Source organism: Paenibacillus sp. S02 (assembly GCF_019454065.1).
Taxonomy (GTDB): Bacteria; Bacillota; Bacilli; order Paenibacillales; family Paenibacillaceae; genus Paenibacillus; species Paenibacillus polymyxa_B.
Map to the genome: position 1 here is coordinate 1,928,980 of NZ_CP073682.1, position 21,965 is coordinate 1,950,944.

The 21,965-nt window shown below is 42.3% G+C and carries 18 protein-coding genes; 12 read left to right on the plus strand and 6 right to left on the minus strand.

The genetic code is table 11. The features are described 5' to 3' along the window. Positions 1-38 precede the first annotated feature (38 nt). The 4 genes from KAI36_RS08510 to KAI36_RS08525 all read left to right on the plus strand — a co-directional run bounded on the left by KAI36_RS08510 (position 39) and on the right by KAI36_RS08525 (position 5,203). Positions 39-1,328 (plus strand): ABC transporter substrate-binding protein, encoded by a 1,290-nt coding sequence (locus tag KAI36_RS08510; protein ID WP_220027491.1) that lies wholly within the window; start codon positions 39-41, stop codon positions 1,326-1,328. A gap of 257 nt (positions 1,329-1,585) precedes the next feature. Next, positions 1,586-2,686, plus strand: coding sequence for a beta-galactosidase BglB (gene bglB / locus KAI36_RS08515; RefSeq protein WP_220027492.1), 1,101 nt, complete (start codon positions 1,586-1,588; stop codon positions 2,684-2,686). 27 nt (positions 2,687-2,713) lie between these two features. Continuing rightward, entirely contained in the window at positions 2,714-4,255 is a 1,542-nt protein-coding gene (locus tag KAI36_RS08520; RefSeq protein ID WP_220027493.1) for an MFS transporter, read from the plus strand. 96 nt (positions 4,256-4,351) lie between these two features. Next, a complete protein-coding gene (locus tag KAI36_RS08525) occupies positions 4,352-5,203 on the plus strand; it encodes a sugar phosphate isomerase/epimerase family protein (RefSeq protein ID WP_220027494.1) in 852 nt (283 codons plus the stop codon). Positions 5,204-6,180: 977 nt separating this feature from the next. Here KAI36_RS08525 and KAI36_RS08530 read toward each other — a convergent pair. From KAI36_RS08530 to KAI36_RS08540, 3 genes are read right to left on the minus strand one after another with little or no spacing between them, the layout of a single operon-like run. Further along, positions 6,181-7,185: an alpha/beta hydrolase family protein gene (locus KAI36_RS08530; protein WP_220027495.1), complete on the minus strand. Its 1,005-nt coding sequence runs from the start codon at positions 7,183-7,185 to the stop codon at positions 6,181-6,183. Then, the gene (locus tag KAI36_RS08535; RefSeq protein WP_220027496.1) at positions 7,182-7,832 is read right to left on the minus strand and encodes a GNAT family N-acetyltransferase; all 651 of its coding nucleotides are present in this window, start codon (positions 7,830-7,832) and stop codon (positions 7,182-7,184) included. The genes KAI36_RS08530 and KAI36_RS08535 overlap by 4 nt, the downstream gene beginning before the upstream one ends. Positions 7,833-7,849: 17 nt before the next feature. After that, on the minus strand, positions 7,850-8,605 hold the full coding sequence (locus tag KAI36_RS08540) for a helix-turn-helix domain-containing protein (RefSeq protein WP_103744397.1): 756 nt from the start codon (positions 8,603-8,605) through the stop codon (positions 7,850-7,852). 229 nt (positions 8,606-8,834) lie between these two features. Between KAI36_RS08540 and KAI36_RS08545 the strand changes: the two genes are divergently transcribed. Further along, complete coding sequence (locus KAI36_RS08545) at positions 8,835-9,713, plus strand: radical SAM/SPASM domain-containing protein (protein WP_103744396.1); 879 nt, start codon at positions 8,835-8,837, stop codon at positions 9,711-9,713. 143 nt (positions 9,714-9,856) lie between these two features. Here the strand turns inward: KAI36_RS08545 and KAI36_RS08550 are convergent, their stop codons facing one another. Continuing rightward, on the minus strand, positions 9,857-10,423 hold the full coding sequence (locus tag KAI36_RS08550) for a TetR/AcrR family transcriptional regulator (protein WP_103744395.1): 567 nt from the start codon (positions 10,421-10,423) through the stop codon (positions 9,857-9,859). Between the two features lie 195 nt (positions 10,424-10,618). On the opposite strand from KAI36_RS08550, the gene lpdA reads away from it, so the two are divergent. The 3 genes from lpdA (at position 10,619) to KAI36_RS08565 (ending at position 16,150) form a co-directional block, all read left to right on the plus strand. Continuing rightward, positions 10,619-12,004 carry a dihydrolipoyl dehydrogenase gene (lpdA, locus tag KAI36_RS08555; protein ID WP_103744394.1) on the plus strand — a complete coding sequence of 462 codons (1,386 nt, stop codon included), beginning with the start codon at positions 10,619-10,621 and terminating at the stop codon, positions 12,002-12,004. Between the two features lie 121 nt (positions 12,005-12,125). Next, positions 12,126-14,108 carry an AraC family transcriptional regulator gene (locus KAI36_RS08560; protein WP_103744393.1) on the plus strand — a complete coding sequence of 661 codons (1,983 nt, stop codon included), beginning with the start codon at positions 12,126-12,128 and terminating at the stop codon, positions 14,106-14,108. A gap of 347 nt (positions 14,109-14,455) precedes the next feature. Next, positions 14,456-16,150, plus strand: coding sequence for a methyl-accepting chemotaxis protein (locus KAI36_RS08565; protein ID WP_025719695.1), 1,695 nt, complete (start codon positions 14,456-14,458; stop codon positions 16,148-16,150). Between the two features lie 93 nt (positions 16,151-16,243). Here KAI36_RS08565 and KAI36_RS08570 read toward each other — a convergent pair whose 3' ends face one another. Beyond that, positions 16,244-16,654 (minus strand): DUF4183 domain-containing protein, encoded by a 411-nt coding sequence (locus tag KAI36_RS08570; protein ID WP_103744392.1) that lies wholly within the window; start codon positions 16,652-16,654, stop codon positions 16,244-16,246. A 378-nt stretch (positions 16,655-17,032) separates the two neighbouring features. Between KAI36_RS08570 and KAI36_RS08575 the strand changes: the two genes are divergently transcribed. Then, complete coding sequence (locus KAI36_RS08575) at positions 17,033-18,115, plus strand: ankyrin repeat domain-containing protein (RefSeq protein ID WP_220027497.1); 1,083 nt, start codon at positions 17,033-17,035, stop codon at positions 18,113-18,115. 89 nt (positions 18,116-18,204) lie between these two features. Here the strand turns inward: KAI36_RS08575 and KAI36_RS08580 are convergent, their stop codons facing one another. After that, complete coding sequence (locus KAI36_RS08580) at positions 18,205-19,092, minus strand: LysR family transcriptional regulator (protein WP_220027498.1); 888 nt, start codon at positions 19,090-19,092, stop codon at positions 18,205-18,207. A gap of 126 nt (positions 19,093-19,218) precedes the next feature. Here KAI36_RS08580 and KAI36_RS08585 point away from each other — a divergent pair, with 126 nt between their 5' ends. The 3 genes from KAI36_RS08585 (at position 19,219) to pfkB (ending at position 21,901) form a co-directional block, all read left to right on the plus strand. Further along, positions 19,219-19,890 carry an O-methyltransferase gene (locus KAI36_RS08585; RefSeq protein WP_220027499.1) on the plus strand — a complete coding sequence of 224 codons (672 nt, stop codon included), beginning with the start codon at positions 19,219-19,221 and terminating at the stop codon, positions 19,888-19,890. A 350-nt stretch (positions 19,891-20,240) separates the two neighbouring features. Beyond that, positions 20,241-20,987, plus strand: a complete 747-nt coding sequence (locus tag KAI36_RS08590) for a DeoR/GlpR family DNA-binding transcription regulator (RefSeq protein WP_071640183.1) — start codon at positions 20,241-20,243, stop codon at positions 20,985-20,987. A gap of 2 nt (positions 20,988-20,989) precedes the next feature. Beyond that, a complete protein-coding gene (pfkB, locus tag KAI36_RS08595; protein WP_220027500.1) occupies positions 20,990-21,901 on the plus strand; it encodes a 1-phosphofructokinase in 912 nt (303 codons plus the stop codon). The last annotated feature ends 64 nt before the right edge of the window (positions 21,902-21,965 follow it).

Genomic DNA, 21,965 nt, shown 5'->3' on the forward strand with positions numbered 1-21,965 from the left:
GAATAATATAGGCTCACTCGCAAAAGGGAGGCTAAAGCTTGAAAAAGTTTGGCTTGTTATTATTTGCTTTTATAATGTTCCTTTCAGTCGCTGCTTGCAATTTAAACAATATAGGAAATAATGAAGAAGAAAGTGAAAAAGTAACCCTGCGCGTGGCATGGTGGGGTGACCATTCCAGACATGAATATACGTTGAAAGTTATTCAAATGTATGAGAAAGAAAATCCAAATGTAAAAATTGTAGAGGAATATGCCAACTGGGAGGATTATTGGAAGAGGCTTGCTCCAATGGCTGCCGCTGGCCAATTACCAGATGTGATTCAAATGGATAGAGCCTACCTGTTTCAATATGGTGAAAAAGGTCGACTGGATGATTTAACTCCGTATATAAAAAATGGGACGATTGATATTCGATCCATTGATGAAAACGTCATTTCCGGTGGAAGGATTACAGATAAATTATATGGCTTCACACTTGGATCGAACGTTCTTTCTGTTATTACAAATGATAATCTGTTAAAAGAAGCTAGTATTAAAATTGAAGATGAAAATTGGTCTTGGGATGACTTCGAAAAAGTAGCAATCGAGGTCAAAAATGCTACAGACGTATACGGTACAAATGGAATGTACCCTGCCGATGTATTTTTCCCTTACTATTTAAGAACACAAGGTTCGCGTCTTTATAATGAAAAGGGTACAGGCCTTGGTTATACGGACGATCAATTATTCATTGATTACTTTAAAAGGCAGCTTAGGTTAGTTGATGCAAAGGCCTTCCCTACTCCAGAAGTTCAAGCACATGTAGCAGGAATTCATGATGAATTTATCGTAACAGGAAATGCAGCAATGAGTTGGAACTGGTCCAATCAATATTCAGGATTTGCCGAATCGGCTAAAGCACCCTTATCAATCAAACTGCCTCCTGAGTACGGGAAGGAAACTGCTTTATTTTTAAGACCGAGTATGTTCTTTTCAATCCCTAAGAGTTCAAAACAAAAAGAACAAGCGGCTAAGTTCATTAATTTCTTTGTAAATAATATGGAAGCCAATAAGTTGATCAAAGGTGATCGAGGTGTCCCCGTATCTTCAAAGGTGATCAAAGGAATCAAGCCAGAATTATCCGAAGTTGAAACCAAAATTTTTGATTATGTTGAAAAAGTGTCTCAAAATGTACACACCACGGATCCGATTGATCCACTGGGCCATTCGGAAATAATGAAAGCGCTTGATAATATATCCGAACAGATTTTATTTAAGAAAATTACTTCGGAAGATGGAGCGAGGTCCTTTAGAAAACAAGCTGAAAGGATTTTAGGAAAAAATAAGTAATCAAAACACCTTCAAGAGAATTCATCCGTATCGTCAGATATGGAGATAACCTTGGAGGTGTTTTTGCGTTGGCAACCAGAGTGAGTTTCCCCGTGGGCATAACAATGAAAGCAATCAGTCTATTGAAACAAGTATGTTTTTTAAACGTAATCCACTGTTTTTTTTATAGTTTCAAGAAAGCACTTTCAATACAATAACAGTATAAGTGTAAGCGATGACAAATGAAGATAAAGAGATCATTATTTGGAGGGATTGTTGTGTTGCAGGTAAAAGCTTTCGAAAAGAAAGAGGTCATTGATCGTATTCATTTATTAATGAATAATCTCACACAAATCAAAGACCAAAGCGGTGAATTTTTACTCAATTTTGACGGGTTAATTGTGGATGATAAAAGCTGGAATATTTGGAACTGGCCTCAGGGTGTAGGGTTATATGGAATCTATAAATATTGGAAATTAACTGATGACCCAAGAGCTTTGGATATTATCAATGAATGGTTCAATGCAAGGATCCAAGAAGGTGCACCGCCGAAAAACGTCAATACGATGGCGCCGCTATTAACATTGGCATTTTTATATGAAGATACCGGAAACCAGACATACCTGCCGTATTTGGAGGATTGGGCTGAATGGGTAATGCATGATATGCCTCGTACAAAAGAAGATGGGTTACAACATATGACCTATGGACCGGAGAATAAAAATCAGCTTTGGGACGATACCTTAATGATGACTGTGTTGCCTTTGGCGAAAATCGGTAAGCTGCTAAACAAACCTGAATACCTGCAAGAAGCCAAAAAGCAGTTTCTAGTCCATATCAAATATTTAACGGACAAAAAGACAGGCTTATGGTTCCACGGCTGGACATTCGAAGAAAACCATAATTATGCCGAAGCACTTTGGGCAAGAGGAAATTGCTGGATTACCATTGCGATTCCCGAGATTATTGAGATATTGGAATTGGAAAAGGGGGATTTTCTTCGTGAATTCCTAATTGATACATTGAACAGGCAAATTGAAGCTCTTGCCAACTATCAGGATGCAAGCGGATTATGGCATACACTAATTAATGATCAGACCTCTTATTTGGAAGCCTCAGCTTCAGCTGGATTTGCATATGGAATTTTAAAATCCATTCATAAGCGGTATATCGACCAGGACTATAAAGAAGTCGCCCACAAGGCTATTTGCGGAATTATTAATGAAATTAATAAAGAAGGAGCATTGCAAAGGGTATCTGTAGGAACAGGTATGGGAGATACTTTAGAATTTTACAAGGAAATCAGACAGACTACCATGCCTTATGGACAATCGCTGGCTGTGCTTTGCCTATCCGAATATCTTCATACTTATATCTAATACAACCCCAAAATGGAGGAGAGTAAAGTGGTTAGACAACCCAAATTTATTAATTATTTGTCCTATGGGTTAGGTGATTTCTTAGGGGCAGGCGCGTTTGCATTGACAGCAGCATGGTTGCTTTTCTTCTTAACAACTTTTTGTGGACTAACTGCCATTCAAGCAGGTTCTATTTTCGCTATTGCTCGGATTGTTGATGCGATTGCAGCGCCAACTATGGGATATATTACAGATAATTTTCATAAAACAAAACTTGGCCGTCGCTTTGGAAGACGAAAATTCTTTATATTAGCCGCCATTCCACTTGTACTTGTCTATGCAGCCATTTGGGTTTCCGGTTTTTCTTACTGGTATTACTTATTAACCTATATTTTGTTTGAAATTGTATACTCCATGATTTTAATTCCTTATGATACACTTGCCGCTGAAATGAGTAACGATTATAAAGTGCGTTCGAAGTTTACAGGTGCAAGAATGTTTGTTGCTCAGGCTTCAGCTGTATTCGCTGCATTTATTCCTGGCCGTCTTGTGGAAGCATTGGGTAAGGATGATCCTCTTACATTCCTGTACTCAGGTATTATTTTCACTGTCATATTTGTAGTGGTATTGTCACTGCTTTACAGAAATACATGGGAACGTCCTCTTGAAGAAATACCTGAAGAGGAAGTGATTGGTAATAGAACTTTTTTACAAAATGTTCATAAGATCTATGCGGATTTATTCTCGACTTTACGAGTAAAAACATTCCGTCACCATCTGGGTATGTATTTGGGTGGATATTTAAGTCAGGATGTATTCAACGCCGTATTTACATATTTTGTTGTTTTTGCTCTCCTGCAAAATGCCGTTGCCGCATCCAACTTATTAACCTTTATGTATGTCATGCAGCTTTTTGGCGTATGGATTGCTCTTACCTTAACGATTAAATTGAATCCTGCACCCGCGTTTAGAACTGCAATTTCTCTCTTTATCGCAGGAGTTATTGGATTTATTGTATTAAAGGTCACTGGAACGCTAAATAACACTGTTTTACTGTTTGCTATGATTGGAATTTGCGGGTTGGGACGCGGTGGTTTGAACTACATCCCATGGAACAACTACGCATTTATTCCAGACGTAGATGAAGCTTTAACTGGTCAAAGACGTGAAGGTGTGTTCGCCGGTGTAATGAGTTTGATCAGAAAAGGGACTCAGGCGCTAGCAGTTTTTTTAGTAGGTGTTGCATTGCAAGAAGCAGGCTTTGTATCCGGGCAAGCATCACAACCGGATTCAGCTGTAACAGCTATTATTTCTATCTTGCTGTTTGGTACGCTCTTCTTTTTGGTGGGTGGATTGATTATATCCTATCGTTACAAATTAACTAAAGAAAATCATGTCGTTTTGATGGATGAAATTAAACGCTTGAAAAATGGCGGCTCTAAAAAAGAGGTTACATCGGAAGCCCGACAAGTTTTTGAACAATTAACAGGTTGGGAATATGAAAAAACATGGGGAAATAACCCTGTGGGGTATGAAAATCTTAAAAAATATAAAGATAATCATGAAACCAAACATGAAGTAATGGTATAAGTTTGAAGCTGGTTTAATTGAAATGATCAAGTCAATAAAGCAGGTCATTGGATTTCATATGATACGGCTTTTTGAAATCTAAAATGGAGGACGGCTATGAATGCAAATTTAGGAATTCGGGCACACGATATTGAAAACGTTTCTTTACAAGAAGCAGTGAATATCATATCAAGTAAAAGTCTAACATCCGTTCAGTTAGCCGTAAGTAAATCACTACATGAAGTGAATACAAAATTAGGAAGTTTTAGTCCTGGCATTGCTCACTATATAAGTAGTATTTTTCGGGAAAAAGATGTGCAAATAGCGGTTTTAGGTTGCTACATCAATATGATCCACCCTGACCCAAGTCAAAGAAGAAAAGAATTGGATCGATTCAAGGAGCATATTCGGTTTGCACGTGATTTTGGCTGCAGCATTGTTGGAACCGAGACGGGCAATGTAAACCCGGAGATTGTCTATACCGAAGAGAATTTTACTGAGAAGCCTTTTTTGGATGTAGTGGAAAATGTCAGAGAACTTGTAGCGGAAGCAGAAAAGTTCGGTGTAATCGTAGGAATTGAGGGGGGAATTAATCATCCTATTCATACACCGGAGCGAATGAGAAGATTGCTGGATAGTGTTCCGTCTAATAATCTTCAAGTTATCTTTGACCCGGCTAACTTTATTTCCCTAAATAATTATCAAAACCAGGAATCTGTTTTCCAAGAAGCATTTGATCTTTTTGGAGACAAAATCGTGATTATACATGCAAAGGATTTCATTATTGAGGATAATGCGATAAAGTTTGTGCCTGTTGGAAAAGGGATATTAAACTATAATTTTCTACTGAAATTATTAAAAGATAAGAAACCTTATATAAATATTCTATTAGAAGAAACAAAGGAACAGGATATCGACAAGAGCGTTGCTTATATAAATGGGTTATATGCTTCTTTCCATGTTGACTGAACGTCTCTGCAAGTAGCACTAGCAACCCATTGTTCGCGAGTGTAACTTTGATCTTTGTTTCATCGCAGTTCGCATTTTACAATAACATGAGTTGAGTTCCTAATCATTGAACTGGACTAAGTGAAAACCAATATGATGTCAAAAAGAAGGGGGAACGATGTATCGTATCATTGATTTCGTACTCAATCTGCTCCATGCAAAGCCTGCGGAATAAACAAGGCGAAGCTTGGTATGGAGCGAAATATTTCGCCTGTAGGGATTAGTTATTGGCAGACGCAGGCTTTGCCCTTAAAATGTAAAATTTATTTTAAGGAGCGAGCCCTACATGAATTATTTGAAGGTAACTGATCTACTTCCTGATGATTTGCTTAAGGAAGTAGAGGGTGCCCATTGACGAACTCTCAGAACAATACGGACTCTCTGTAGACCGCATTAAGAAAATCGTATATTCAAAAAAATAAAAAATGTGCCCGCAGAGATGATCTGTGGGTTTTTGTTGTCCTCTTATAAGTATAACGTTACAAATATTTGATAAAAGAACTTGGCATATATCCGAACTTCCAGAATCTTTACAATAAGGTTATTACAGAAGAGCAGGAGGTAAATAATGAAGTATACTCAGAAAAAATTTGAAACACATGACTTTTTAAGGATTAGAGATTTTTTAAAACACTCCCGGAAAAGTAGCCCTTACCTCAAAAATTGGTTTATAGATCGATGGAATTTTTGTGGATATTGGGGACAAATCATGCACAATACATTTGAAATGTGATCTGAGACTGTTGGGATTTGGGAGGATGAGCATAAAGAAATTGTTGCTGTTGTTGCTTGGAAAGCAGTTATTTATGAAGCCATAAAAAGAGTCAAAGACAAAGGTGTAGAAAGAATTTTTGTGGGTTCTGATCAGTCCTTTTATCTTTCGGTGGGGTTTTCATTAGCATATTCAAAAGAAGTATGGCAAAAAAGAACAACCTTGTTTAACGCTGACTGACATAATCGGCAAGTGATTTGAGATACTCGTCATTCACCAATTTTCTTGGGGCGAATACGGCTGTTAAGAAAATTAGAGATTTTGAACGCGCGATTTTTTCATCCATCATGGAATGGTCGGCTTCAGGTAAATGAATCACGGACAGCAGTTCTGGAGGTATTTTCTGGCGATAGACTCGCTCGGTATCCTTTACATCAACATTAATATCTTTGCCAGCCAGAACCAAGAGTATAGGAGAATGGAAGTGACTTAATTCTTCGGTGGAATCAGACAGAAAATTTTTGCCTATAAAGCTCCATCTTTCTTTGGAAATCATATCGTCAGGATCGGCTATGCTTAGATATTCTTCATAAGAAGCATGTTTTTTCAGTAACTGTAGAATTTCTTGATCGTAGTTCAATGTCTTTTGAATTTCTTGCGGAGTAGCTCCTTCTTGTTCCATTTCTTTTCTGGTATTAAATTGTCCTTGGGAAATCCAGTTCACGGCAGGCGATACAAGGATGCTGAATGCAATATCATGCTCCTCTTTAACGATCTTCGGAATGACCCATCCTGCTTGACTGGCTCCCCATAGGCCGATTTTTTGCTTATCAATCATCGGTAAGTTTCTTGCCCAGTCTATTGCATATCGGATCTCCTGTGCACGGTCCTCCATGCTTTGGTCCAGCCAATTGCCAGGAGCGCTGTTAATACCGGGCTTATTCAGTGACAGGGAGGCATAACCCTTGGAAGCGAACTTTTCCCACAGTGGTTTGTATCCATCATCATATGTGTCATTAATAGGACCATCCCCATGGACAAAAACAACCAATCCAACCTTTCCCGAATAGTTCTTAGGCAAAGCTAATGTACCTGTTAACAGCCCTTTAGGTGTCGTAATTTGTATTTTTTCTTCTGTCATCTTGTAGGAATTTTGATATAGAACAACTAGTATCAAGGCAACAGCCAGAGCTGCCGCAATACCAAAAGTAAGCTTGAATGTTTTTTTCAACGATGTTCTCTCCTCGAATGCAGATTCTCTTTCCAACTCATCAGATACCATACAGGCTCCTTGAACCAAAAATGCCGTAACCCATTATACTTGGATTGTTCTACTTTAAACGCCAGTTTGTGATACAAACGGATAGCCCCTTGGTTCTTATGCGCTACATGAAGCGTCAATGCATGAAACCCAGATTCAACCGTAAATTGCTGTGCGAAAGCTAGAAGACGGCGTCCTATTCCCTGGTTACGATGACTTGAACGAATCGCCAAATGATCAATGTAACACTCATTTGCAGCGGGGGTATACTCCAGCGCATGCATACCTGTCAAAAATTTAAATACATTGAAGCAACCAAACTGTTTTAGGAGCGGAGCTAAAGAAATGGGGTTTGTTTCAGGAAGTGAAGAGGAGGTGGCCTTCCATTTGAGGGAAAGAACACCGACAACATCTTCGTTCTCTTTGGCTACAAATTGTTTCATAGATGAAGAATAAGGATTTTGAACCCAAATCTGCATTAACAACTGCTGTATAGCTTGATCCTCCAGTGTAACAAGAGATTGGAATTTTGCTTTAAACGATTCGACTAAAAGACTGCAAACAGCTTCATGGTCTTGTTTCTGGTATGCAACAATGTCAAAGGATTTTGCACTCATTTAACGCCCTCCAAGATTTATTCTACTTTAACCTGAATTTCGTATTGCAGCTTGTTGTTGTCGAACATCGAAAGATAAGATTTTTCTACTAGAACAATCTTGCTTTGGCAGTTATATTGGTGATGAGCTACATATCGTTCCATTTGTTTGATTTCATAATCAATCTCAGGTTCTTCAATGACGGAAAGATGCTTATAAAGATAGTTGCCCTCTTCCAGAATATAGTCAGCCACATCCGCCGTTTCATAACATAGCTTCGCCTGTCCAGCATCTGACAAGTAATGCAGGTCATTTTCAAATAATCGAGGTGGGGCAGGGCGGTGTTCAAATAGGTTTCCGGCAGTGAGCTCTTGACCATTCTCCAATGCAAACCATAGCTTTAAATGACGGGGACCTAATCGTTTGACCTGATACTCATCGTCCTGCTGGGTCCGATTATTATGTTCTTCTAACACTTTATGAATAAACTGTTCATGCATCTTCAAGTTAGCTATTTCAGCCTGTACCTTCTGCAACGAATGCTCTAAAAGCTGGTTATAGTCATCGGCAGCATAGGAAGTCATACATTCTTGAATCTGACCCACAGGGACATTTAATTTGCGTAATAATAAAATATGCGAAAGCTGATAAATCTCATGAAGACCGTACATTCGATATTGATTTTCTTCTGTATGTGATGGATACAGGACTCCCTTTTCTTCAAAATAACGCAGTTGATGTACAGATACATTCATGAGCTGAGCAAGCTGGCTGATCGTAATGTGTTCTTTCAATGACAGGACTCCTTACTGATATTTGAATAACTCCACTATAAACCTTAGGTCAGACCTAGGGTCAATCGAAAATATCAAATCAAATCTTGGATAGGCGTAGGTGTCGAGCATTTGATGCCCACACCAAGGGGGAGACTGGAGAGTTTACCTGTCGGTGATAACCCGTTATAATCATAAGATTAGTGAGCATAAACAAGATGCTCCGGATGAAGGTTAGAATGGGGAAATCATGTTGAAAACTTTTAAAAAGGTATACATTGAGATAACGAGCATTTGCAATCTCGCATGCAGTTTTTGTCCTCAAACACAGCGTGTCAAAAAATTTATTGATCCGGAAGTCTTTCGAAATGTGCTTGATCAGGTCAAACCACATACGGATTACATCTATTTGCATGTAAAAGGGGAGCCGTTGCTCCATCCGAAAATTGATCTTTTGCTGGAAAGTGCTCATGAGAAAGGCTTGAAGGTCAATATAACCACCAATGGTACCTTGCTGCCGAAGACCGGACATAAGCTGCTTGGGCAACCAGCGCTGCGTCAGATGAACTTCTCTCTCCACAGTTTTGACGGGCATGAAGGCTCCGTGGATCGAGAAGGATATTTGGGTAATATTTTCATGTTTGTAAGAGAAGCGGTGAAACACAATGTCATTATTTCGTTCCGTCTCTGGAACTTGACTGAAGATAATTTGACTAATGTGCAGCGTCAGCGCAACCGGGAGACACTTGAACGACTGGAGCAAGAATTTGGACTGGACTATCGGATTGAGGAAAAGGTGATACCGGGCAGTGGGGTCAAAATCGCACCAAACGTTTATTTGAATCAAGACCATGAATTTGAATGGCCGAGCCTCAGTGCCCCGGAAGATGACGGAAAAGGCTTTTGCCATGCACTCCGTAGCCAAGCGGCGGTATTGGTGGATGGAACGGTGGTCCCTTGCTGTCTGGATGGAGAAGGTGTCATTAATTTAGGTAACGTGCATGAGCAATCTTTTTCCGACATTGTGGAAGGGGAGCGTGCAAACCGTCTGTACTTCGGGTTCTCTAAGAGAGAAGCGGTAGAAGAGTTATGCCGAAAATGCGGGTACCGCAAACGATTTGGAACATAACGGAGATTTGGCAGGTGGAGACCTCGAATCTCTGACAAATATTTACCTCCGTTTTGAGTTTAGATCCTTAGGGAAAATCCGCTAAACATCAAGGATTTCTTGGTGTTTAGCGGATTTTTTGCATACGTAAAACATATTTACATTCAACTATTAACCAGCGCTTTGGCATACTGTTTGCCTGCCGAGAGAAGGCTGTCACTCAGTTTAGGATCATTAACAGAACGTGCAAGCACAAGAGAACCGACCATACTGCTGAACAATGCGCTACTCTTGGACAGATCCATTCCTGCCAAATTGGAGATAAACGTAATCATTCGTTCCAACTCCTGCGTGAATATCTGCCGGATTTCTTCGGAAGAACGGGCTATTTCTACGGAAAGGGCAGGAATAATACAGCCTATTTCGGTTCGATCGCGGTGATGGGTGCTTAAATAGTAGTCGATGACAACATTGATTTTGGGAGCTTGCTTTTCTTGGTCAATGGCCTCCTGAAGCAGTGCGAGGGTATCGCTGACGGCATAGCGACAGGCTTCGGCGACTAGCTGTTCTTTGTTATCAAAGTGTGAATAAAACCCGCCGTGAGTTAATCCGGCCCCTTTCATAATAAAGGGAACACTTACATCGTGAATACCGTTGGCGCGGAAAGCCTGGGCAGCACTTTCAACGATCTTACTCCGCACTTTCATCTTATGGCCTTTTGGATAAGGCATTGTAATCACTCCACGGGTTCATAATGCTAACTTTAAAATATTATAATCATCATAATAAAACGTGTCAATTTGTCTTCCTATAACGACAACTTCAGAAAGGCTGATCAAGACTATTGACGCATTTAAAATATGATGACTATAATATATTATGGTCGTCATATTTTGAATCATGCTATTTAACAGGAGGTATTAATTATGAGCAAGCTTGAATCTGTAGAAACACTGGTCATTGGATCAGGGCCAGGAGGTTATGTGGCGGCATTGCGTTCTTCTCAGCTTGGAATGAAAACGGCGATTGTTGAACGCAGTCAGCTAGGTGGAGTGTGCACGCATGTGGGCTGCATTCCATCCAAGGCTTTGATTGCAGAAGCACATCGCTATGAGATACTCAGGCAGGTAAATCAGGCAGATGCAGCGGTGTCATTCGTGAATGCTCAGGCTTTCAAACAGGGGATTGTGAATAAGCAGGCAGGCGGAGTTGGCTTTTTAATGAAAACGGCAGGTGTGAGCATTCTGGAAGGGGAGGCAAGCTTGGTTGATGGGCATACAGCCATCATCAATCAAAATGGAGCGGAACAAACGATATCCTTTAAGTATGCCATATTGGCAACCGGCTCCCGTCCAATCGAACTGAAAGCATTTCCGTTTGGCGGACGTATTTTGTCCTCTACAGAGGCGCTTTCGCTTTCAGAGGTTCCGTCCAGCCTGATCGTGATAGGTGGTGGATATATTGGCATTGAGCTTGGACAAATGTATGCCAAATTTGGAACAAAGGTAACGATCCTGGAGGGAGGGGAGCGGGTGCTGCCGGGATTTGAGACGGACCTTGTGGCCCCTGTTGTTAAGCAATTGAAAACAGATGGTGTAAGCATCGTAACCGGGGCGATAGCCGAAAAAGTCGTGCAGAATACGGATACTATTACGCTGCATTATTCAAAAGATCAAGAGCAGCATCATGTCACCGCTGAGTTTGTATTAGTTACTGTAGGCAGAAAACCGAATACGGATGGCAGATTAGGATTGGAGCACATTGGCTTGCCACTGACGAGCAGGGGGTTGATCGAGACAGACGAGCAGTGTAGAACGGCTATTCCGCATATTTTTGCCATTGGAGATATTACGGAGGGTCCAGCCCTTGCCCATAAGGCTTCCTATGAAGCGAAGATTGCGGCAGAAGCGATTGCAGGTCAAGCTGCTAAAGTGGATTATAAAGCCATGCCGTTGGTTGTCTTTTCTGAACCAGAGCTGGCTAGTGTTGGCCTAAGTGAAACAGAAGCAAAGGAAAAAGCTTTACCGATTGTCATTGGCAGGGCTTCCTTTGCAATTAACGGCAGAGCATTGGCGCTAAGGGCAGCAGAGGGGTACATCAAAATCGTAGCAAAGCAGGGGTCGGGGATCGTACTGGGGGCGCAAATCGTCGGCGTTGAAGCTTCAACACTCATTTCCGAGCTTGCTCTGGCTATCGAGATGGGAGCAACCGTAGAAGACTTAGCTCTAACCATTCATCCCCATCCTACATTGGGAGAAGTAATCATGGAGGCTGCGGAGAATGCGATCAGAAAAATGGACCGTCCAAAGTAGAGGCTCCGTATGAAATCACTTCATTGCCTGTGAGAATAATTATCAACTATAATATATTATAGTTTGAATATGAGTTTGAGCAGGTACGTGGATGGTTTGGATCGGGGGCTGAACAAAAGCAATGAAGTTGAATGATCACATTTTGCTGTGGAATCATGTTTTTATACAGGTGATGGATGTTCGTCATAAGAAGATCGAAGAAGGGGAGGAGCTAAGAACCTATCGACTTCCTGCCAGTGCGTTCTTGTATGCCGTTCGTGGAAACGCACGGGTACGGTTGGATAACAGTATTCACAGGGTAGAGCGTTTCCATGTACTGCATGGCGGAAAAGGAATGTGCCTGAGTATCCTGGCGGAAGAGGTGCTTGAATATTACATCATTTTGTACAAGGCAACGTTGGCCCTGCCTAGCCGCAAAGAGATTGCACAATTGCTGGAAAAGGAAAATCCTTTTCAGAACCAGTATGCTTTCGCACCTCATTACCCACTGCCCCTGTACGATAAAGTGAAGCTGTTGGAGCAAGAATGGCGTGAAGCTTCCGGACTTGGCAAACTGCATGTCAAAGCCTTATTTCAACAATTTGTATATGAGTTGTTGCAGCAGTTGTATCGGCAGGGCATTGAGCCTCTTAAGCCCGACCTGGTGTCGCAGGCTGTAGCCTATATTCGTGAGCATTTTAGTCGGTCTATGACACTTGAGTCCATTGCGGAGGAGCTAGAGTGCAGTACCGGACATTTATCAAGGTTGTTCAAAAGTAAAATGCATACCAGTCCGATTCATTACTTGGGCCAAGTAAGAGCAGATCGAGCGGCAGAACTGCTAATGCAGACGGACGCCACTTTGCAGGAGATCGCAGAGCGTGTGGGATATCCAGATGCCCATTCTTTAAGTCGCAGCTTCAAGAAATATAAGGGACTATCTCCCGTACGGTTCAAAAAGGAGCGGGAGCATCATGCCCAGAAGCAAGATCAGGATTTGCCCCAAACGATGCTTAAATATGCCCTTCAGCGGACATCTGTCGCACGTTATACTGATATTGATTATCAATATCGGTATCATACGGAAGGGGATTTATTCATGTACGGAAGAGTCAAAATAACGGCCATGATGATTATGCTGTGTTTATCATTGATGCTGGGAGCTTGCTCGGCTCCGACAAATACAAATGGAAGCTCGCAAACGAAGGCTAATCATACAGCGACATCATCCAGCAGTGATGGACAAGCGACAGTGCAAGCACAGACAAGAACGGTTAAGACATTAAAAGGCGATGTGGAAGTACCTGCAAACCCGAAACGAGTGGCATCGGATCAGTATATGGGTCATCTTTTGAAGCTGGGGATTATTCCGGTGGGGGTCAGAAGCTTTATGCTGAATGAGGCTTGGATTGATCAATCGGGATATCCCAAAGAGAAATTGGCCGGAATCAAGGATCTCGGTGAATTTCCTATGGATTTGGAGGAACTGACCGTTCTGCAACCGGATTTAATTATCGGTTCAATCGAAAAGAACATCGACAGCTACCAAAAGGTAGGAACGACCGTGTTCCTGCCGTATTGGGAGGGAGAATCTACAGCGGGGCCGCTGGATAAATTTCGCAGAATTAGCGAAATCTTTGGCAAGCAGAAAGAAGCCGAGCAGTGGATTACTGAATATGAGAAGAAAGCTGCAGAGGCTAGAACGAAAATTCAAGGTATCGTTAAAGACGGAGAGACGGTTTCAATTGTACAAGTCGCCAATAAATCGATATATGTTTTGGCAGCGAAAGGCGGCAATTACGGAAGTCCAACCATTTATCAAATGCTAAAGCTGCCACCTACAAAGAAAGCACAGAACATGAAAGAAGGATTTGAAAATATCTCGCTTGAGGTTTTACCCGAGTATATGGGAGATCACATCTTTGTATACGGTTCAGAAGATGAAGGGGATAATCAGATTCTGCATAGTGAGCTATGGAAAGGCCTTCCGGCTGTAAAAAAAGGACAGGTTTATATGTACGGTTCATTCAGCGATAAAGGGGATGAGTTTGTGATGGAAGACCCTTATTCATTGGAGCTTCAATTGGATACCATAGTTAATCTCTTACTAGCCCACAAAAAATAAAGCTGAATACAGCTATAAAAATCGAAAATACGTTACCGATGAAACACTTGATTCATAGACAAAAAAAACTGCTAAAACGAGGGTAAACCTCTGTGTTTAGCAGTTTTTTTGTCGTAATTCAACAGAGGCACTCACCTCAGTCGCTTATTGTAGTCGTCACCACGCCATTAATGACTGCCGTTCGCTGCAACGTCCTCGTTTACAAAAAACAGTGACTATTCTCACAAAAAACGACATCTTCCGACACTGGAATGCCATATTATAGTAAGTGTTGATAGGCTATAATCGTAGCAGTGAAAACGGATTGTCACAAAAATTTATTAGAGTCAGGATTGGTGGTTCATATAATGAAGCTGGCAACAAAATTAACCTGGATGATGCTCATCATACTGCTTCTCGTAGGCTCCTCCATTGGATACTTCGGATATCGTACTGCTTATCATCAAGTGGATGAAGCTGCTGGGATCGAGCTGGTGGGTTGCGCCAATATTACGACTGGCCTTATAGATCCTGCGGATATATCGGCTCTGGTCAGTGGAGATAACAGCAAACTTGCTGCCATTGAAGACCGGATCGGCTGGATTGTAGCACATAAGCCTATTTTTAAGGAGGCTTTTATTATCTCTTTGGATGGAAAAATTTTGGCCGCTGATGCCAACTTCAAGCAAAGAGGCTATCAAGCTGGCGATTCCTTCTACTTCACGGACGAAGACAAAGAAATGATAACTACCATGAAGCATTCAGCATATTCCAAGGTTTATACATATGAAGGAACCTCGCTCAAAACTGGATACGGTCCCATTTATCAGGACCATGATCCCACCAAGCCCATTGTTGCACTGATGGCCATCAATTTTGACGGCTCGTTAATTCAGGAACGGACGTTGGATATTATTGTTCAGCCCTTTATTATTGGCGGCTCCATTTTCATCGTGGCTATCCTTGTTGTTTACCTGTTGATTCGCCATATGGTAAGTCCGCTTACCAAGCTGTCAGCCTCTGTGAACACCATTACCAAGGGCGACCTTACCCATGAACCGCTTCTCTTCAAAAACAGGGATGAAATCGGGACGTTGGCCCGCGACTTCAACGATATGACCATGAACCTGCGCAACCTGATTACTCAGGTCAATGACACCTCTATGCTGGTCGCTTCTTCCTCTCAAGAGCTGTCTGCCAGCGCACAGGCAACGAACCGTGCTGGAGAGCAGAGCGTGAATGTTACGATTGAGTTGGCTGATGGGGCGCATACCCAACTGCAAAACCTGGAAGGAAGCTATAAAGCTATTCAGGATATGTCCCGCTTCATCAGCGATATTGCTGGCAATGCGGACATCGCAATGAACAAGGCCGCGGATAATGTCCAGAAAGCACGCCTTGGCCGGGAATCGATGGATTCCACCACCTCCCAAATGGGAGTTGTCAGCGAAAGCATCGGCGATCTCTCAAGCATTATTCATACGCTTGGCAGCCACTCCAAGGAGATTGAGAACATTGTCGGCACCATTGCCAGCATCGCCGAGGAGACCAACTTGCTGTCTTTGAATGCAGCGATAGAAGCTGCGCGCGCCGGAGAAGAAGGTCAGGGCTTTGCCGTTGTCGCTGGCTCTGTCCGCAAACTGGCCGAACGTTCTGCCCATTCTGCCACACAAATCAGCGAGCTGATTAGTCTGATTATCGCCCAAATGGACAAAGCAGGCGAAACTATGAAGCGTTCCACGGACGAAATGATGCAGGGCAAGGAGTTGATCATATCAGCCGGGCGCTCCTTCTCCGAAATTGAAGTCTCCATCTCCGACATGTCTTCCCAAAGCGAGCAAATATCAGCCACAGTTCGGGATCTGGCGCTGATCTCTGAAGGGCTCGTTGAAGCCATTCAGAATACCGTAATGGTCTCTAACCATACGGCTAAAGGGGCAGAGTCCCTGTCCGCCTCTTCGGAGCAACAGCTTGCTGCCATGCAAGAAGTGGAATCCTCCGCAGCGCTCCTCTCATCACTGGCCGAGAAGCTTCAGGTGCTTGTGGAGAACTTCAAGATTTAAATATTCGAGGTTCAAAGAGAAATAAACCGCTAAAGACGAGGGGAAACCCTGTGTTTGGCGGTTTTTTTATAGTAATTTTACGAAGGCTTTCTCTCAGTCGCTTATGGTAGTCGTTACTGTGACATTGTTGACAGAGGTTGAGGAAGCACTAGAGTTGAAATTAACAATTTCAACGACTACTGTTGCACCAACAATCAGGCCTGTATTTATAATTAGATTTGTAGCAGAAAGCGTTGTTAAGCCGCCTCGCTGCAACGTTCCATTTACAAATACATTGTAGTATCCACTACTGGTCGGAACAACAAGACTGTTTGCCGCGACTGAAGTACCACTATCATTCGTAAAACTTTGTGCCGGGATAGTAGTCACTCCACCTAATATATTACCAAGCACGACGATAGCTGTGTAACGATTAACCACTGGAGTGACATTGATACTTGTTGTAATAGCAATGTTTCCAGATACGATACTGTCTGCCTCCAGATAGATTCGAATAATAGACATAGGAATTCCTCCATTCCTAATATTCCAGATAAATATTATAGTTTATGTGAATATTCTAGATATGGATTGGATGGGGAGGAGTCTTCCAATTATTTCTCTTTGTTCAAGCTTCTTTGGGCCCGGGTTACTATTCGCTTCGTTTCTTTGGTATCCGAAGTCATCAGCCAAGTATTGCGAGCTCCTTTTCGTTGCACAGGGTATACAGAATCATAATACAATTATAGCTTCTCTAAGGTATTTTGACCTCTATTACTCACTTGTTTGCGCTAGAGTGAATAATGAATTTTGGGGAATCTGTCGGATTTATGTAAAGGAGAGGTTGGTATAAAATAGATATGCATGTCTGATAGTAGTTACATAAAGAGTGAGGGAATAACGATGATTAAATTAAAAGATGTAGGCAATTTCGAGGTTATTCCTGAGATAGCGATGCATATCGTTCAAGGCAATATATTTGCTTTACGTCAAGCTCTGACCGAAGGCTGGGATATAGAACAAGGAATCGTACTCAGCAAATATACGACATTAAGTCCATTGGATATTACACTCATCACTGAGCAAATGGAAGTCTTGAAGCTACTGGTCGATGAGGGGGTTCAACTTAATGTGAAGGATAATCCCGCATTCCTGACGGCTGTTCGCTATGGTACCGAAGAGATTGTCCGTTATGTGGTTGCTCATGGCGCCAAGCTGGACGGGAAAAATCATGTCAAATCCGGTGCCTATGAGCAAGCCTACTACGGTAACAAAAGCAATATGCTGCTTATCCATGAGTTGGGCCTCGATATGAAGCAGCATGCTGGAGCAACACTCCGCAACGCAGTTAGTAAGCATGACCTGAAAACAGTAGCATTACTATTGGAACATGGCGTAGATATTAATTTCAATGCCCCTAATATGGTATATCCTTATAAAGCCACGCCTTTGACAGTGGCGGCACGCAACAATGATTTTGCGATGGTGAAGTATTTGGTTCAGCAAGGAGCTGATGTGACGCAGGCAGAAAAAGATGGAGAACGGGCATATACAATTGCACTAAGTAATAAAAACGTAGAAATGGCTGAGTATTTAAAGTCTGTAGAGCCTCCAGCATTTCATAATCTGGAAAATAAACGGCATGCTTTGAAAAGCTACAAGCTTTCAAAGGATATTGTTGCCTTTCTGATGGGGGATCAGCTCCGTGTGGATCTGCCAGAAAATGATCTTGATATTCAATTTGTTGAGTTCTTCTCATTCATAGATACGGTTGAGATGAAGGTGGGTCGGCAAAAGCTGTTGCGTCTGTCTCTAAAAGTAGATAATTACTCGGATATTATATTGGTGTGGAATCCGAAGCAGAAGTGCCTGGGTTATTATGACGAGGAGCATCAGGAATATGCGGATGTGTGCAGCTTTGCCGAGTTTCTTGCACAGCCGGAAGATTATCTGGAGAAGATTATTGAGGGTGAATATTTATCATAACGAGGTGAGCCATGAATGCGGTATGCACGCAGTCATGGCTCTTGTTATTTTAAAATACAGCGCTAGTGTACACAGGTGCCTAATGCCCATCAGGAATGGTTACGTATGAGCTGAATGAGATTTAGAGTAGCGGTAGATAGGGGTTCGTTCTTGCGGGTACAGATGGCGATTGAATTGAGAAGCTGGATGTCTTCTACATATACCCGGCACAGCTCGCCGCGTTCTACATATTCACGCACGACCAGTGAGGACACAAAGTTGGCACCATATCCGGCAATAACTGCGGTAATCGCCTCATGCAGCCCTGTGAAGTTTAGGGTGACTTGGGGTGCGGGGGCATTATAGGTTCGACATAAGGAAAATAATCTCTCCCGTGTCGAGCTTCCCTTTTCACGCATAACAAAGGGTTCATGCATCATTTCCAATAAAGAAACCTGCTGATTTGCATACCGATGATCTGGAGCTACCACGAACCACAGCTCATCACGAAATAGTTCTTCGGTCTGAATCGTATCGGGATATTGCTCCGGCAGTCCCCCATAGATAGCCAAATCCACTTCTATATTCAATAGTTGCTGCAAAGCATCGTTGGAATTTGTAGTGTTAATCGTCATTTCAACATGTTCATATTGCTGTTTGAATTTTGCAATCCAGGCCGGAATGAGAAAATGAGCCGGTAAATAAGTAGCCGCTAGCCGGATATGACCATGGGCTCCATCACGATAATCTTGTGTAAATTTTTCGATTTGCTGTTCGACAGCAAAGAGCCGTTTGGCGAGTACAGCAAGCTTTTTACCAGCATCCGTTAAGGCAATCCCTCTTCCTTGCGGCATGAGCAGTGTGAGGGATATTTCTTTTTCAAATTTTTTAATCTGGGCGGTAATCGCAGGTTGGCTAATATTTAAAAGTTCAGAGGCACGTGTCACACTCCCTGTAGAGGCGACCACGTGAAATAAGCGTAATGCATGCAGGTTCAAGACCATACTCCCTTTCCGACAGATTCATAGATGTAGATTATGAATAGAGCAAAAATATATATTATTTTTATAATAATAATTCATTTACAATCAAATTGTAAGTTAATCCAAAGGAGAGTGGAGCGAATGAATCAAACGAACACGTGGGATCAAGTAGACCAGTATATCTCGGAGAGTCTCATTCCGCATGATGCTATCTTGGAACAAGTATTGGCTACTAACCAAAAGGCGGGACTACCTCCGCATGATGTATCCCCCAATCAGGGAAAGCTATTAAATATCCTTGCTCAAATGCAGGGAGCGCGACGTGTGCTGGAGATCGGTACTTTGGGAGGCTACAGTACAATCTGGTTGGGAAGGGCGTTGCCGAAGGGTGGAAAAATAGTTACGCTGGAAGCCAACCCGATCCATGCTAAAATTGCCCGGTCGAATATATCGTTGGCTCAGTTGGATGGAATGGTGGAACTTCGGGAGGGAGAAGCTTTGGAGCAGTTAGCACAGATGAAAGAGGAGGAAGTTGACCCCTTTGATCTTATTTTTATCGATGCGGATAAACCCAATAATCCATTTTATCTGGATTGGGCACTTTGCTTCTCGCGTCCTGGCACCGTTATTATCGGTGATAATGTTATCCGTGAAGGAGAAGTAATTCAAGCTTATAGCACAGACCCTCGCGTGCAGGGAGTAAGAAAGTTTTATGATATGCTGGCTGAAGAATCAAGAATTACAGCTACAGCTATCCAAACCGTGGGGAGCAAGGGGTATGACGGTTTCGTCATTGGAATCGTTAAGGACTGAGCATGAAGCGTCTCGATTAGCTAAACACAGAGGAGAGCGTTCCCAGTGTTTAGCTTTTTTCTGAGTAGAGAAGGTTGGGACGATTTGTGCGCTTAATGGTAAAATGGTGCTGATGGATGCATCAGAACGTTTTTGAACGTTTATTGCTGAATTCCTATGTAAGAAGAATGAATTTACATAAAAGCAGATGGATTTTCTTTAAAATGTAAACGCAATCATGATGATTGGAGCGGGAATTCACCATTTTGTAAAAAAATGAAGCAGATATGAATTTTTTTGAATCTTTTTGAAGAAAAATGATTGTTTTTTGTCAAGTTTGTGGTACGATATAAACAGTTGGAGGAATGAAAATGCTGACGGAAGAAAGATACAATTTGATAATACAGCGCTTACAAGAACGTGGTGTTGTAAAGTTGCAGGAATTGGCTGATTTGTTGGGAGCTTCTGAATCAACAATTCGGCGCGATTTGATAGATCTTGAGGGCCGTCAGTTGTTAAAACGGATTCATGGTGGGGCAACCTTACTGAATCAGAAAAGTCAGGAACCTGGCATGGAAGAAAAAACATTCAAAAACGTTCAACAAAAAAACGCAGTCGCCCGTATGGCAGCCAAAGAAATTTTGGATGGCGAATGTATTTATCTGGATGCGGGAACAACAACGATGGCGATGATTCCTTACATTGAAGCTAAAGACGTGACGGTCGTGACGAATGGTCTATCTCACGTAGAAGCACTGGTAAGCAAAAGAATCAGAAGCTATCTACTGGGAGGGATGATGAAAATTCATACCAAAGCCGTAATTGGGAGTATTGCCCTACAAAATTTGGACAATTTTCGATTCGACAAGTGCTTTCTAGGAACGAACGGGGTGGATATGGAAATGGGGTATACGACTCCTGATCCTGAAGAGGCGCTAATCAAGCGACGAGCCCATCAGCTGTCTGGCAAAACGTATGTGTTGGCCGATTCTAGCAAAATTGGAGAAGTAACCTTCGCCAAACTATTCGAGCTCAAGGAAGCTATACTTATTACCGAATCGATGCCAGAACGCTCACGCCGATCCATCGCTCAGAAAACTAAGATAATCGAGGGATAACAATGATATATACAGTAACGCTGAACCCTTCCATTGATTATATCGTGGAAGTTGACGATTTGAAGCTTGGTGATTTGAACCGGATGAAACGTGATTTAAAATTGCCAGGTGGTAAGGGGATTAATGTATCACGTGTACTGAACCAGTTGGGAGCAGATAGCACGGCGATTGGTTTTCTCGGAGGATTCACAGGCAGGTTTATCGACGATACATTGCGGGAAGAATCCATTAAAACTGATTTTGTAATTATCGAAGATGACACACGGATTAACATTAAGCTCAAGCATGGCGATGAAACGGAAATTAACGGTTTGGGACCTGCGATTCGTGAGCAAGAGGCCGATGCGTTGGTGCAAAAGCTGGCGGGACTCCAGAAAAATGACATTGTCGTCTTGTCAGGAAGTATCCCGCCGTCACTTGGAGGAGACTTCTATGATCGGCTGATTAGCGTATGCCAGCAAACTGGAGCTGAATTCGTCATCGACACCACAGGTGAGGCGCTGATGAAGGCACTGATTCATAAACCGCTGCTCATCAAGCCGAATCACCATGAGCTGGCTGAGTTGTTTGGCGTAACTATTCATTCAAAGGAGGAGATCATCACTTACGGTCGTAAGCTGCTGGAAGCAGGTGCAAAAAATGTACTGATTTCCATGGCAGGAGAAGGGGCTTTGTTCATTACGGCAGATGAAGTGTATCACGCAAATGTACCAGCAGGAACGGTGAAAAATTCTGTAGGCGCAGGTGATTCAATGATTGCTGGATTCGTGGGTACGCTGGCTCTTCATGGCGATCCGATCGAAGCATTCCGTGCAGGAGTGGCATCCGGAAGCGCAACTGCGTTCTCCGATGATCTGGCTACTAGAGAGAAGATTGAACAATTACGACCGCAAGTCACGATTTCAAAACGGTAATCCAGCTGCATCATGAGCTTATTATGCGTGTCTCGACACGCTGATCGAACTTAGGAGAGTGTGA